General features: G+C 44.3%; 15 protein-coding genes. 9 read left to right on the plus strand and 6 right to left on the minus strand.

What is annotated here, in order from left to right:
• Positions 1 to 48 precede the first annotated feature (48 nt).
• Positions 49 to 453: a hypothetical protein gene (locus tag RLN88_RS08605; protein WP_350220984.1), complete on the plus strand. Its 405-nt coding sequence runs from the start codon at positions 49 to 51 to the stop codon at positions 451 to 453.
• Here the strand turns inward: RLN88_RS08605 and RLN88_RS08610 are convergent.
• Positions 450 to 2297, minus strand: coding sequence for a mechanosensitive ion channel family protein (locus RLN88_RS08610; RefSeq protein ID WP_350220985.1), 1848 nt, complete (start codon positions 2295 to 2297; stop codon positions 450 to 452). The genes RLN88_RS08605 and RLN88_RS08610 overlap by 4 nt on opposite strands.
• 117 nt (positions 2298 to 2414) lie before the next feature.
• Entirely contained in the window at positions 2415 to 2840 is a 426-nt protein-coding gene (locus tag RLN88_RS08615) for an FKBP-type peptidyl-prolyl cis-trans isomerase (RefSeq protein WP_350220986.1), read from the minus strand.
• Positions 2841 to 2976: 136 nt separating this feature from the next.
• Between RLN88_RS08615 and RLN88_RS08620 the strand changes: the two genes are divergently transcribed.
• Together RLN88_RS08620 and RLN88_RS08625 are read left to right on the plus strand one after the other, a co-directional pair.
• Positions 2977 to 3684, plus strand: a complete 708-nt coding sequence (locus RLN88_RS08620) for a pirin family protein (RefSeq protein ID WP_350220987.1) — start codon at positions 2977 to 2979, stop codon at positions 3682 to 3684.
• A 3-nt stretch (positions 3685 to 3687) separates the two neighbouring features.
• Positions 3688 to 4179 carry a VOC family protein gene (locus tag RLN88_RS08625; RefSeq protein WP_350220988.1) on the plus strand — a complete coding sequence of 164 codons (492 nt, stop codon included), beginning with the start codon at positions 3688 to 3690 and terminating at the stop codon, positions 4177 to 4179.
• Here the strand turns inward: RLN88_RS08625 and RLN88_RS08630 are convergent.
• Both RLN88_RS08630 and arsC read right to left on the minus strand, forming a co-directional pair.
• Positions 4169 to 5143 carry an NADPH:quinone oxidoreductase family protein gene (locus RLN88_RS08630; RefSeq protein WP_350220989.1) on the minus strand — a complete coding sequence of 325 codons (975 nt, stop codon included), beginning with the start codon at positions 5141 to 5143 and terminating at the stop codon, positions 4169 to 4171. The two genes, RLN88_RS08625 and RLN88_RS08630, sit on opposite strands and share 11 nt — an antisense overlap.
• Positions 5140 to 5481, minus strand: coding sequence for an arsenate reductase (glutaredoxin) (gene arsC / locus RLN88_RS08635; RefSeq protein ID WP_350220990.1), 342 nt, complete (start codon positions 5479 to 5481; stop codon positions 5140 to 5142). Before arsC ends, RLN88_RS08630 begins: the two co-directional genes overlap by 4 nt.
• A gap of 106 nt (positions 5482 to 5587) precedes the next feature.
• Here arsC and RLN88_RS08640 point away from each other — a divergent pair, with 106 nt between their 5' ends.
• On the plus strand, positions 5588 to 8482 hold the full coding sequence (locus RLN88_RS08640; RefSeq protein WP_350220991.1) for a VPS10 domain-containing protein: 2895 nt from the start codon (positions 5588 to 5590) through the stop codon (positions 8480 to 8482).
• Between the two features lie 116 nt (positions 8483 to 8598).
• On the plus strand, positions 8599 to 9036 hold the full coding sequence (gene aac(6'), locus RLN88_RS08645; protein WP_350220992.1) for an aminoglycoside 6'-N-acetyltransferase: 438 nt from the start codon (positions 8599 to 8601) through the stop codon (positions 9034 to 9036).
• On the opposite strand, the gene RLN88_RS08650 is transcribed toward aac(6'), so the two are convergent.
• The gene (locus RLN88_RS08650) at positions 9031 to 9573 is read right to left on the minus strand and encodes an EF-hand domain-containing protein (protein ID WP_350220993.1); all 543 of its coding nucleotides are present in this window, start codon (positions 9571 to 9573) and stop codon (positions 9031 to 9033) included. The genes aac(6') and RLN88_RS08650 overlap by 6 nt on opposite strands.
• 64 nt (positions 9574 to 9637) lie before the next feature.
• On the minus strand, positions 9638 to 10078 hold the full coding sequence (aroQ, locus tag RLN88_RS08655; protein WP_350220994.1) for a type II 3-dehydroquinate dehydratase: 441 nt from the start codon (positions 10076 to 10078) through the stop codon (positions 9638 to 9640).
• Between the two features lie 72 nt (positions 10079 to 10150).
• Here aroQ and xerD point away from each other — a divergent pair, with 72 nt between their 5' ends.
• The 4 genes from xerD to RLN88_RS08675 are packed head-to-tail and all read left to right on the plus strand — an operon-like array spanning position 10151 to position 12704.
• Entirely contained in the window at positions 10151 to 11047 is an 897-nt protein-coding gene (gene xerD, locus RLN88_RS08660; protein ID WP_350220995.1) for a site-specific tyrosine recombinase XerD, read from the plus strand.
• On the plus strand, positions 11047 to 12081 hold the full coding sequence (locus tag RLN88_RS08665) for a quinone-dependent dihydroorotate dehydrogenase (RefSeq protein WP_350220996.1): 1035 nt from the start codon (positions 11047 to 11049) through the stop codon (positions 12079 to 12081). The genes xerD and RLN88_RS08665 overlap by 1 nt, the downstream gene beginning before the upstream one ends.
• A gap of 6 nt (positions 12082 to 12087) precedes the next feature.
• On the plus strand, positions 12088 to 12288 hold the full coding sequence (locus RLN88_RS08670; protein ID WP_350220997.1) for a DUF8507 family protein: 201 nt from the start codon (positions 12088 to 12090) through the stop codon (positions 12286 to 12288).
• A gap of 8 nt (positions 12289 to 12296) precedes the next feature.
• Entirely contained in the window at positions 12297 to 12704 is a 408-nt protein-coding gene (locus RLN88_RS08675) for a putative toxin-antitoxin system toxin component, PIN family (protein WP_350220998.1), read from the plus strand.
• Positions 12705 to 12748 lie beyond the last annotated feature (44 nt).

The following is a 12748-nucleotide window of genomic DNA, read 5'->3' on the forward strand; positions in this document are numbered from 1 at the left end:
TTCCGGGGATTATCATTTGATAATTTCAAACATCAATTAACCACAACAATGAGAGAAAAAATAGCACAGGCAAAGCCTGTTCTTAAGGAGGAATCTGTAGAAATCAAACGGTTTCAGGATAACGGAAAAGACTTCCTCCACTTCGGATTCAAGAACAAATTTAGTGAGGACATGTCTCTTAAAGCGACCGATATATGGGCTAAATTCTGTGACGACAATCCAAGCAAGAGGTTCATACATATCTGGGACTGTCAAAGTATGACAGGCTTTGACAATTCGGCTAAGAAACGATGGATGGATCACCTGGATAAATACAGTGGTCAGACCGAAAAAATCATTTTAGTCTCGGATAACATTATCATAAGAGGTGCTGCTCGTATCATGTCCAAAATGACAAAACACCACCTTAATGTCTATAAATCTCTTCCTGAAATGGTATCCGAGGAGATTTAGGTTTTTTTCACATTGATAACTGTAGATGGGTTCCCATCCCGCACTGCTCTGTAGTGTGGGGACATGATCTCTATGCCTGCTTCATTAAACTTATCCTGAATATTGGCATGAAGCTCTGAGTAGATTTTAGGCATAATCTCAGGTGCATCAGTGAAGGCATTGAGTTGGTAAGAAACGTACCAGTCGTCCAGGCTCGTTTGCAGCACAAATGGCTCCTTGCTCACATTCACCCCTTCTGTGGCTACTGCTGCTTCTATCAATAGCTCATGCACCTTTCTCCACGACACATCATATCCGATAGTAACAGAAGTGTGTAGAATAAGTCCAAGTGATTTACTGCTGCTGGAGTAGTTGACTGTATGGCCTGTTAAAATTGAAGAATTAGGCACTGTGATGTCTTCATTTTTAGTGGTTCGCACCCGTGTCACCAGCAAGGTTTTCTCAATGATCTCTCCTGTTACTTCCCCTAGTTTCACCCTATCCCCCACCCGGAAAGGCCTCATGTAGGTGATGACCAGACCTGCTACCGCATTGGCAATAGCTGAGGTGGATCCGAAGGAGATGAGAAGCCCCAAAAAGACGGAGACTCCTTTGAAAATGTCGGAATCCGAACCCGGCAGATATGGCCAGATCATGACCATCATGAACGCATAAATCAGAAATTTGACCAGCCGATAGGTGGGTATGGCCCAATCGGAATAAAACCCCGGAAGAGTCAGGGTTCCATTTTCTACCTCCTGGGCAAAAAATTTGATCAGCTTCACTAAGTATCGGGTGATAAAATAGATAACAGCTATGGTAAACACATTTGGGACATAGCTCCAAAATCCAAACCAGATATTTTTGGCCGGGCTCAAAATCCAATCGAGAAGGGTCTGTGCCCATCCTCTGGTAAATGGAAACAATCCAAAAACCAGTGGGAGCGAGAGATAGAGCGCCAGGACATAGAGGCCCCATTTCAAAAATGAGACTGCCTGAATAGTCACTTCCAGGTGAAGCTGTGGAGATAGCAATTCAAAATTTCTAACCTTGATGCCGTTAAAATACTCCTTCTTGTTTACCACCATCCAGCCCTGAATACCATTCGTGATGCGCCTTACAATCATAAGAACAATAACCAGCCCACCTATAATCAGAAATACCAAACCAACACGGGCAGCAATATTCCGAAAAGTGCTTCGATTGCGGGATTTGGACACAAAGTCTGCAATACGTGTCTTATACAATGTGGCCAGGGAATCTTTGGTCACCCCCTCCACCCAGAGGGCATCCCAATCAGAGACACTCGTCACAATGAGGTCACTGTACATCACATCTATGGTGCCTTCGTGCTCTTCATAGTGTAGAGAGTCGGGATAAAAGAAATCATCACGGATCAAAAACTCGATCTTTTGCGTGACGTTGGAAGTCCTTTCCTCCGCCCGAACAGGTCCCAGCTTCGTAAAAATGGTGAATAGTGAATCATTGAGAGGAGCAACTACATACCCTTTTGTCTCCTCTCTTAATTTCAGGATTCGTTCGCGCTGCTCCGCATTTCTTACTGAATCCTGCTTTTCTATCTCCCTTATTTGATTTCGCAGAGTGACCTGGTTCAGCTTGTCGCTTTCCTGAAGCAATTGAATCCTGCTCAAAAGCTCTACCCTAGCCAGTGAGTCCTGTTTCCTTCGAAGGTCATTTTGGCCTAGCAATCGTTCATAGGCTTTGATCTGCTGAGTATAGTTCTTCAAAACCTGATCCGTACTGTCTGACCGGATAGAATCCTGGGCTTGCGCTATAGCAATGCTCCAGCCGGCTAGCAGGACAAGGAATAAAAATAGGTACTTAATAAGTGAGGTTCGTTTCATGCTGGCAGAATATCGAGATGAATTTAGGCCGATTGCCTTTGTAAAAAAAATCAGTTTGGACTCAAATAAAAAAGGGCTCTCCCGAGCCCCTCCAGTTTTTTTTATTGAATGGCTAGATCATCCAATCTCCACCAACTGAATATCGAATACAAGATCCTTACCGGCCAGTTCGTGATTGGCATCCACTGTGATCGCATCCTCAGAAACAGCAGTCACATTCACATACGTTTGATGACCCAGATCATTTGTTGCTACAAGCTTCTGACCTACTTCAGGTTTCATGTCAGCAGGTAGTTGATCCTTTGGAACGTCCTGAATCAGTTCATCCCTGCGATCACCATAGGCTTCTGCAGATGGGATAGTTACCGTCTTTTTCTCATTGATTTCCATACCGTTTACTGCCTCATCAAAACCACGTATCATTTGACCTCCTCCAACAGTAAACTCCAGCGGGTCCCTTCCCTCCGAGGAGTCAAAAACCTCTCCCGAAGTAAGTTTTCCAGTATAATGCACTTTTACCTTGTCGTTAGCTTTAGCTTTCATTTGTCTTTTTTTCAAGTGAAATAATACGGCAAAGGTACGAAAATTATGGAGGGGGTATTTTGAAAGGTACTTAATATATGTAACTACATTTAATGTACTTGCGTATATATGATTAATTTTACAGAAAGGAAATATCATGAAAACGATTGTTCACAAAGCAAACACCCGGGGCACAGCTGATTTTGGCTGGCTAAAAAGCAGACATACCTTCAGTTTTGGACATTACTATGACCCTGCCAGAATCCAGTTTGGGATGCTACGGGTACTCAATGACGATATAGTAAAAGGTGGAGCTGGCTTCCCCACCCACCCTCACAATAACATGGAGATTGTTTCTATTCCACTGAAAGGAGCATTGGCGCACAAAGACAGTACTGGAACGGAGCAGGTGATCCAAACAGGTGAGGTTCAAATCATGAGTGCAGGAAGCGGATTAACACATTCCGAGTACAATGCAAGCAAGACGGATGAAGTGAATTTTCTTCAGGTATGGATTTTACCAAAGGAGAAAAATATTGCACCAAGGTATGACCAAAAGCACTTTGATGAGGCGGGTAGAAAGGATCAAATCCAAACGGTAGTTTCTCCGGAACATAAAGATGCCCTTTGGATCAATCAGGATGCCTACTTCTCCCTGCTCAACATTTCAGATGGCAATACAATGACCTACAACCTCAATATGGAAGGAAATGGAGTGTATACCTTCATCATTGATGGGAGCTTGGAGATTGGCTCAGAACCATTGGAAAAGAGGGATGCGATTGGTATTTATGATACCAGCGAGTTTGAGATCAAAGCCAAAGGTGATGCTCAGGTTTTATTCATTGAAATTCCAATGAATTAAGTGATGGAAAACTATAAAATTCCCGATCAAACAAGAATTGGACATATCCACTTAAAAGTCTCTGACCTTCAACGGTCGCTTGACTTTTATTGTGGACTGCTTGGCTTTGATCTGATCACCACCTATGGTCAGGATGCCGCCTTCATCTCTGCGGGCGGCTATCACCATCACATCGGGTTAAATACCTGGACAAGTAAAAATGGAACTCCTCCGCCCAGGGGAACTACCGGACTATTTCATACGGCCATTTTGCTTCCTTCCCGCAAGGATCTGGCTATTCTTCTACATCGGTTGATCGAGGCAAAATATCCGATATCCGGTGCGGCAGACCATGGGGTGTCTGAGGCAATTTACCTGAATGATCCGGATGAAAATGGCGTGGAGCTATATTGGGACAAACCCAAAGATCAGTGGCCACAAAAACCAAACGGAGGTATTGATATGTACACCAGGACCCTTGATTTGGAGGGATTGCTTGCTGAAGCTAAACCTTGATGATCACTTTCCCCAACACTGCCCGATCTTCAATTTTTTGAAGAGCCTTACTGGTTTCAGACAATGGAAATTCCTCATCCACGAGCGGTTTGATTTTACCTTCAGCCACCATTTTCAACAGTTGCTGAATGTTGGCCTTATTTTCCTCAGGAAAGTTTCGAAAGAAATTTCCCCAAAACACTCCGGTGATGGATGCGCTTTTCAACAGGGGTAGATTCCATGGAATAGCCGGTACTTTTCCAGAGGCAAATCCAATCACCAGGTATCTCCCCATCGGTGCGATGGCCCGGAATGCCTGCTCTGAGTAATCTCCTCCTACCGCATCAAAAATCACATCTGCTCCCTTGCCGTCTGTTAGTTCCTTGAGTGCATCTTTGATATTTTCTGGAGTATACTTATGAAGTAAATCAGCCCCCGCCTTTTTGCAAAAAGTGAGCTTTTCATCGGTAGATGCACACGCGATAATCCTTGCTCCCATCACCTTTCCAAGCTGGATGGCGGCTGTGCCCACTCCCCCGGAAGCACCAAGGATCGCCAATGTTTCTCCAGCTTGAAGTTTGGCGCGATCCTGCAAGGCATGGATCACTGTGCCATGTGTCATTAAAACAGAGGCTGCATCCCTGAAACTCACCTCATCTGGCAAGTGGTGCGTATTGAAGGAAAAGCCTTGCACCTCCTCAGCAAATCCTCCCCAGGTGGTTCCTGCCACCACCCGATCACCGGGCTTGAATTCGGTTACCTTTTCCCCCACCTCCTTAATCACCCCGGCCACTTCGCCCCCGGGCGAAAATGGAAGGTCGGGCTGAAACTGGTACTTCCCCCTGATGATCAGGGTGTCGGGAAAGTTGACGCCTGCATATTTTACTTTAATAATTACTTTGTCAGGATCAGGTGGACTAATGGTGTGATCCCTATAGACCAGCTTCTCAGGTCCGCCAAGTTCTTCTACTAAGACTGCCTTCATAAAAGCTCAAGCACATTTTCCGGCGGACGGCCAAGCACCGCTTTGTCGCCCTCGATGACGATCGGCCGTTCGATCAGCTTCGGAAATTTCACCATCGCATCCAACCACTCATCATCAGAGAGGTCTTTGCCTTTGAAATACTCTTTAAATTCTGCCTCCCCTTTTCGGATCAGTTCCGCAGGCTTAATGCCCAGCTTTTTGACGACCTCTTTCAGCTCATCTTTAGAAGGCGGATTTTTCAAATACTCCTTCACCACGAAATCCCTTCCTTTATTTTCAATTAAGCTGAGTGTCTGCCTGCTCTTGGTGCATCTGGGGTTATGATAGATCGTAATCATTGCTCTTGGTTTTACCGCTGACATTCAAATAAAACCAAATGGCGTAATATCCCATGAACTAACTCCAATAAATATTTATCTTTCTAACTTATTAAAAATCTAACCTATGAGAACCTTTTATCTAATGCTCTTTCTATGTGCAGTAATTATCCTGCCTGCACAGCGCAAGAAAAAATCCAATGACTCACCCACAGCCACCGCAGCTACTAAAAGATGGGAGGGTTATCAACAAAGGCTAAAGCTCGAAGAGTCTTCTTTGGTGAAGAATGTTCCATTTAGAAATGTAGGACCGACCGTCATGAGCGGACGTGTGGTAGACCTGGCAGTAGACCCTGCAGACCCTTCTCATTTCTATGTGGCCTACGCTTCTGGTTCTCTTTGGGAAACAAAAAATAACGGTACTTCCTTCGAGCCCATATTCGACAATCAGATCGTGATGACTATTGGGGATATTGCCGTGGACTGGAATACCAGCACTATCTATGTGGGTTCCGGTGAAAACAACTCCAGCCGATCGTCCTACTCAGGATATGGCATGTTCAAATCCACGGATAACGGAAAAAACTGGGAGAACATCGGACTTACGGAGACACACCACATCGGCCGAATCATTCTCCACCCTTCCGATCCAAATACACTTTGGGTGGCTGCATTAGGTCACCTCTATTCCGAGAATCCTGAACGTGGTGTTTACAAATCTACCGATGGTGGTAAAACATGGAGCAAGACACTTTTTGTGAATAACAGAACAGGTATTGTTGACCTAATTATGCATCCTACTAATCCAAATCTCCTGATCTCGGCAGCATGGGAAAAAGATCGTAAAGCATGGGATTTTGAAGAAGCCGGTACAGGAACAGCTATTTATCGATCAGAAGATGGCGGCAGTACATGGAATGAAATTTCGGATAGTTCAGGCTTCCCCGACACCAACGGTACTGGTCGAATCGGGCTTTCGTTCGCTCCTTCTGATCCAAACATCGTATATGCCATCCTCGATAATCAGGACAGAAGGGACAAAGAAGACGAGGAAGACAAAGGAATCACCAAAGATCAGCTCAGAACCATGAGCAATCAGCAATTCCTCGCATTGGAAAATGGCGATATCAACCAGTTTTTGGATGACAATGGCTTCCCGAGAGAATACAATGCGGTAGATATCAAGAAGGATGTAGAGGACGGAAAGGTGAAGCCTCTGGATTTGGTGATCTACACGGAAGATGCAAACTCCCTCCTTTTCGACACACCGGTAAAAGGCGGTGAAATGTACCGCTCAAATGATGCCGGAAAAACCTGGACAAAGACGCATGAAGATTACATCGAGAGTATGATCTTCTCCTATGGCTACTATTTTGGTCAGGTGCGGGTGGATGCTCAAAATCCCGATGTGATTTATACGATGGGCGTTCCAATAGTGAGATCGGAAGATGGAGGCAATACATTCAAGAGCATAAATGAAGACAATGTACACGTGGATCACCACGCACTTTGGATCAACCCGAATGACTCCAGGCATTTGATCCTCGGAAACGACGGAGGAGTGTACGTAAGCTTCGATACGGGAGCTACCTGGATCAACTGCAACTCCCCATCGGTAGGTCAGTTTTACTCCATTGCTGTGGATATGGCCGAACCTTACAATGTGTATGGCGGTCTTCAGGACAATGGCGTCTGGAAAGGCCCCAGCACGTACGAATATTCCAGAAGCTGGTATCAGGAAGGGCGTTACCCATATGAGAGACTGATGGGTGGCGATGGCATGCAGGTGGCCATAGATACCAGGGACAATGAGACCGTTTATACAGGCTATCAGTTTGGAAACTACTTCCGCATCAACACCAAAACAGGTGATAGAAAATACATCACCCCTCGACATAAACTTGGTGATGCCCCATACCGATGGAACTGGGAGGCTCCCATCGCGCTCTCCAGCCACAACCAGGATATTGTGTACTTCGGCAGTAACCGATTCCATCGCTCCATGGACATGGGCGAGAACTTTGAGACGATGAGCGGTGACCTGACCAAAGGCGGAAAGAAAGGGGATGTGAGCTTCGGGACGCTGACCACCATATCAGAATCCCCTACCCGATTTGGGTTGATTTATGTAGGCAGTGATGATGGATTGATCCACAGATCAGATAATACCGGCGCAAGCTGGACCAATATTTCCAACGGGCTCCCCGTAGATTTTTGGGTGAGTACTGTTGTGGCCTCAGCTCATAAGGAGGGACGAGTTTACGCTTCGCTCAATGGCTATCGGTGGGACAATTTCGAGCCGATGGTGTACATGAGTGAGGATTACGGCAAGTCCTGGAAAAGCATTTCATCCAACCTGCCCATGGAGCCTGTGAATGTGGTGAAAGAAGATCCGGTCAATGAAAACATCATATATGTAGGTACGGATCATGGGGTTTACGTATCACTTGATGGTGGCAATAGCTACCAAGCATTGACCAAAGGACTTCCCAACACACCGGTACACGATCTGATAGTACATCCTAGAGAAAATGACTTAATCCTTGGTACTCATGGCAGGGGTATCTACATTGCCGATGTTTCGCTGGTGCAACAATTAAATAATGAAATATTAGCCAAGGGGCTGCATGCATTCTCTATTGATGAAGTAACTTACAATTCAAGGTGGGGAAGTAAAACATGGGAGTGGGGAGAAGTGATTGAGCCCAACATTGACGTGTCATTTTATTCCAATTCCAACGGAAAGGGAAAAATAGAAGTCATGTATAAAGATCAGGTAGTTTCCACCATGGAAATCTCTGCAGACAGAGGACTGAACGTGGTGGAACTAAGGCTGGAAACAGATGAGTCTTTTAAAGACTTGCTGGATGATGAGCAGAAAGAAGACTATGAAGCCGCTGAAAATGGCGACTTTCATTTAGCAGTAGGTGAATACACCGTAAGGATTACCGTAGGTGATACCAACGTGGAAACACCACTCACTATAAAAAAACCAAGGGAGAGACCAGGTAGAAAGGAATAGGGATTAATAGACTAATGGTACAATGGCCATCTCGATAATCGGGATGGCTTTTTTTATTCTCAGAAAACCAAAATGTACCTTTCATAGTAAATACAAAGACACCACCCCAAAAAGCCATGACCATTGAAGAGATTTCCAAAGACAATGTTTCTGATCTAGCCCAGCTTATTCTCTACCTCTGGCCGCAATGCGACTACAAAGAAGAGTTTCAAAACGGTCTCAAGATTTTGAATTCCGAAACAGAGACCGCTTTTATCGCTAAGAAGAACGGGATTTATATGGGGTTCATTCAGCTCTCACTAAGGTCTGAATTTGTGGAGGGTACATCCACATCCCCTGTGCTTTATATGGAAGGCATCTATGTCGATCCGGGTTATCGCAAAATAGGAGTAGCACAAAAACTGGTAGATGCCGCCGAAGAATGGGGCAAAAAAAGAGGATGCAAAGAGATGGCGTCCGATGCAGAGCTACCCAACCAAACGAGTATTGAATTTCACAAGGCAGTAGGATTTGAAGAGGTAAACAGGTTGATGGTCTTTAGGAAGGATTTATGAATTCCTCCAATCCCCAAAAATCCAGTTGCCCGGCGCTTTTTCATCCGGTGACAGGAAGTAGTCCTCAAACGCTTTTACTAGCTCTCCTCCACTGATGCGTCCGTCTCCATTAATGTCCAGCATGTCAAAAGCCTTTTTCGCTACGGACATATACAAACCGTAGGCCTTAAACATATCAAGGTATTCACGCTCATCAATGTGTCCATCGCCATCTTGATCAAACAAAGAGAATAGATACGTAGAAGATTGATTGACATAATCATTTGGTTTTGAAAGCACTGCCTCCTCAAAAAATCGAACCCATTCTGCCGGAGATAGCTCCGCCTCATCTTTATCAATGTCTTTCAAAATCTGAATAAACAAGCCATGTGCTTTTAGTCGAAGCAAGAGCCTTTCACGCGAATTGGCACTGTGCCCGATGATATCACTGATATGGTCCCCTACCTGCTCAAAGTCTGAGTGCTCTAAAACTCCATTTCCATTATGATCCAGCACATTGAAGAAGTGAAGGATTTTTTGTTTCTGAACGTCTGTCATGGCGGTGTATTTAGAGGAAAGATAAGAAGTTCGACCAAAAAACATCCCCCTGCCATCACACAATCTACCCACCCCCCTTCAAAGGGGGATTTTTCTTCAGCTCCTCAATCGCCACAGCATACCCCTCCAATCCCATTCCATTGATCGAGCCAATACACACATCTTTCACATGGCTGATCTGTCGGAAATCTTCTCGTTCTGCAAGGTTGGAAATGTGCACCTCAAACACTGGTGTTTCTATTCCGACTATCGCATCGCTCAAGGCAATGCTTGTGTGTGTATACGCCCCGGGATTAAATACAATCCCATCATAGCTAAAGCCAACTTCATGCAATTTATCAATCAGGGCACCCTCATGATTGGATTGGAAATACTCCAAATCAAGATCGGGAAACCGCTTTCTTAATTCCTCAAAAAACTCCTCAAAGGATTGGCTGCCGTAAATCTCCGGCTCTCGTTTACCAAGTAGGTTTAGATTGGGTCCGTTTAGAATCAGTATTTTCACATTTAGTAGATTAGTGACCAGATGATTGCGCTTTCCTGCTAATTTACTAATTAACCAATCCACGAATAACTAATGTGGGCCACCTACACCAAACAATTCAAAAGTTACCTGAAGCTGGAACGATCACTGGCCAAAAATTCGGTGGATGCCTATCTGTCCGATATAGCCAAGCTGCAGCAATTTTTTGACATAAAGCAGCGAGAAGTATCCCCAACCAAAGTGGTTCAGCAGGACTTGATTGACTTTTTAGAATTCATCAACGAGCTGGGAATGTCGGCCTATACGCAGGCCCGGATGGTCTCTGGGCTCAAAGCCTTCTTTCGGTTTCTGGTTTACGAAGAAGTTATTACCAAAGACCCTTCTGAACTGCTGGAAGCGCCCAGGCTGGGAAGAAAACTGCCCGACACACTCGATCTGCCTGAGATCGAAGATCTCTTCAATGCTATTGACATGTCAACACCCGAAGGCCAGCGAAATCGAGCGATGCTGGAAACTCTTTATAGCTCCGGTCTTCGTGTTTCCGAACTCATCAACCTCAAGATCAGCAACATCCACGAGGATATAGGTTTCCTCAGGGTGATCGGAAAAGGAAGCAAGGAGCGGTTGGTGCCAATTGGCCGGTCTGCCCTGAAGCAGATAAAGATTTTCCGTGATGAAGTCCGAGTGCATATTGACGTTAAAACCGGGTTTGAAGATCACTTGTTTGTGACCAAAAGAGGAAAGTCAATCAGCCGGGTGATGGTGTTTATGGTAATCAAAGATCTGGCTGCCAAAATCGGTTTGAAGAAAAGCATCAGTCCCCACACATTTCGTCATAGCTTTGCAACTCACCTGATTGAAGGAGGAGCAGATTTGCGGGCGGTGCAGGAAATGCTGGGACACGAATCCATCACAACCACTGAAATCTACACCCACCTGGATCGGGATTATCTAAAACAGGTTATTACGCAATTTCATCCAAGAAGCTGATGTACAAACTCATTAAGCCCATTCTCTTTCTCTTCAATCCCGAAAAAGCTCACAAAATCACCACGAGACTTCTGCATATTGTCTTGAAGCTTCCATTCGGAAAAGCACTAGTTCGCGGGTTGTTCAATTTTCAAGACCAACGACTAGAGCGAGAAGTGTTCGGATTGAAATTTAAAAATCCTGTTGGTCTGGCGGCCGGGTTTGATAAAAACGCTGAGCTGATCGATGATTTTTCGAATCTAGGCTTTGGATTCATCGAAATTGGCACACTCACACCAAAGGGACAGCCCGGTAATCCACAGCCACGACTATTTAGGCTTCCACAAGACGAAGCTCTGATCAACCGGATGGGCTTTAACAATGATGGCGTAGACGAAGCGGTGAAGCGATTGAAAAGGAGAAAATCCAACATCCTCGTTGGTGGAAATATTGGGAAGAATAAGGTTACTCCCAATGAAGATGCCTTGGATGACTATCTGATTTGCTTTGAAAAACTGTACGACTATGTGGATTACTTCGTGGTAAATGTCAGCTCCCCCAATACGCCGGGATTAAGAGAGCTTCAGGAAAAAGAGCCATTGATGAAGCTGCTGAAAGTACTTCAAGAAGCGAACAAAAAGAAAAAAGCACAAAAACCCATCCTGCTCAAAATCGCGCCTGATCTCACCGAGTCCCAACTTAACGATATCATTGAAATCACCAAAACTTTAAATCTGGACGGGCTTATTGTATCCAACACTACGATTGATAGATCAGGATTGAAAACTTCAAAACAAAGTGTTGAGGCCATTGGAGCTGGTGGACTAAGCGGGAAGCCTGTTTTTGATAAATCCAATGAAGTGCTAAAATATATAAGAAGGCATCATCCCACAGTTCATATGATCGCTGTGGGTGGCATTCACTCCGCACAAGACGCTGTGGAAAAAATCCAGGCTGGTGCCAATCTGGTACAGATCTACACCGGCCTGGTTTATGAAGGTCCGGCTCTTATCAAACGGATAAATAAGGAACTTTTGAAAATCAATTACCTTTGAAATATTATGAATACAACTTTATCAAGGGCTCAACTAGACATTCTCGCATTGCTTGATAGGGATCTTAAAAATGAGGACATCCTTGAAATAAAGCGTAGAATAGTAAAATACCTGGCTGAAAAAGCTGATAAACAAATAGATCAGTTTTGGAAGGAAAATGACGTATCGGACCAAACAATGGATGATTGGTTAAATCAACCCTCCTAAAAGGTATTATGAAAATAGTATTGGACACCAATGTTCTGGTTGTGTCTGTATCCCCGAAATCCAAATATCGTTGGATATTTGACCTATTCCTTCATGAGAAAATAACCCTATGTGTTACATTGGAAATCATGCTTGAATACGAAGAAATTATTACTAAACTTATGAATAGGGATATTGCCAAGTCGGTCATTAGGGTAGTAAAAAGTGCTCCAAATACTGAATTAGTTACAAAATTTTTCCAATGGGAGTTGATGAAAAATGATCCAGACGACAACAAATTTGTTGATTGCGCAATTGCTAGTTCTGCTGCTTATATTGTTTCTGAAGACAAACATTTTAATATTTTAGAGAAAATCGACTTTCCACAGGTAGAAGTTATTGGCATTGAGAAATTAAGAAGTATAGTTTCAAAATAGCTCGATCCACGCTGAAAACTCCACTATTTTTGGAGCTACGATTT

The sequence above is a fragment of the Ekhidna sp. genome (genome assembly GCF_040223195.1).
In the GTDB taxonomy this organism is placed as follows: domain Bacteria; phylum Bacteroidota; class Bacteroidia; order Cytophagales; family Cyclobacteriaceae; genus Ekhidna.

Excerpts from the sequence above, each read along its gene's own strand:
- RLN88_RS08605 (WP_350220984.1), top strand. The coding sequence starts at position 49 with ATGAGAGAAAAAATAGCACAGGCAAAGCCTGTTCTTAAGGAGGAATCT.
- RLN88_RS08610 (WP_350220985.1), bottom strand. The coding sequence starts at position 2,297 with ATGAAACGAACCTCACTTATTAAGTACCTATTTTTATTCCTTGTCCTG.
- RLN88_RS08615 (WP_350220986.1), bottom strand. The coding sequence starts at position 2,840 with ATGAAAGCTAAAGCTAACGACAAGGTAAAAGTGCATTATACTGGAAAA.
- RLN88_RS08620 (WP_350220987.1), top strand. The coding sequence starts at position 2,977 with ATGAAAACGATTGTTCACAAAGCAAACACCCGGGGCACAGCTGATTTT.
- RLN88_RS08625 (WP_350220988.1), top strand. The coding sequence starts at position 3,688 with ATGGAAAACTATAAAATTCCCGATCAAACAAGAATTGGACATATCCAC.
- RLN88_RS08630 (WP_350220989.1), bottom strand. The coding sequence starts at position 5,143 with ATGAAGGCAGTCTTAGTAGAAGAACTTGGCGGACCTGAGAAGCTGGTC.
- arsC (WP_350220990.1), bottom strand. The coding sequence starts at position 5,481 with ATGATTACGATCTATCATAACCCCAGATGCACCAAGAGCAGGCAGACA.
- RLN88_RS08640 (WP_350220991.1), top strand. The coding sequence starts at position 5,588 with ATGAGAACCTTTTATCTAATGCTCTTTCTATGTGCAGTAATTATCCTG.
- RLN88_RS08650 (WP_350220993.1), bottom strand. The coding sequence starts at position 9,573 with ATGACAGACGTTCAGAAACAAAAAATCCTTCACTTCTTCAATGTGCTG.
- xerD (WP_350220995.1), top strand. The coding sequence starts at position 10,151 with ATGTGGGCCACCTACACCAAACAATTCAAAAGTTACCTGAAGCTGGAA.
- RLN88_RS08665 (WP_350220996.1), top strand. The coding sequence starts at position 11,047 with ATGTACAAACTCATTAAGCCCATTCTCTTTCTCTTCAATCCCGAAAAA.
- RLN88_RS08670 (WP_350220997.1), top strand. The coding sequence starts at position 12,088 with ATGAATACAACTTTATCAAGGGCTCAACTAGACATTCTCGCATTGCTT.
- RLN88_RS08675 (WP_350220998.1), top strand. The coding sequence starts at position 12,297 with ATGAAAATAGTATTGGACACCAATGTTCTGGTTGTGTCTGTATCCCCG.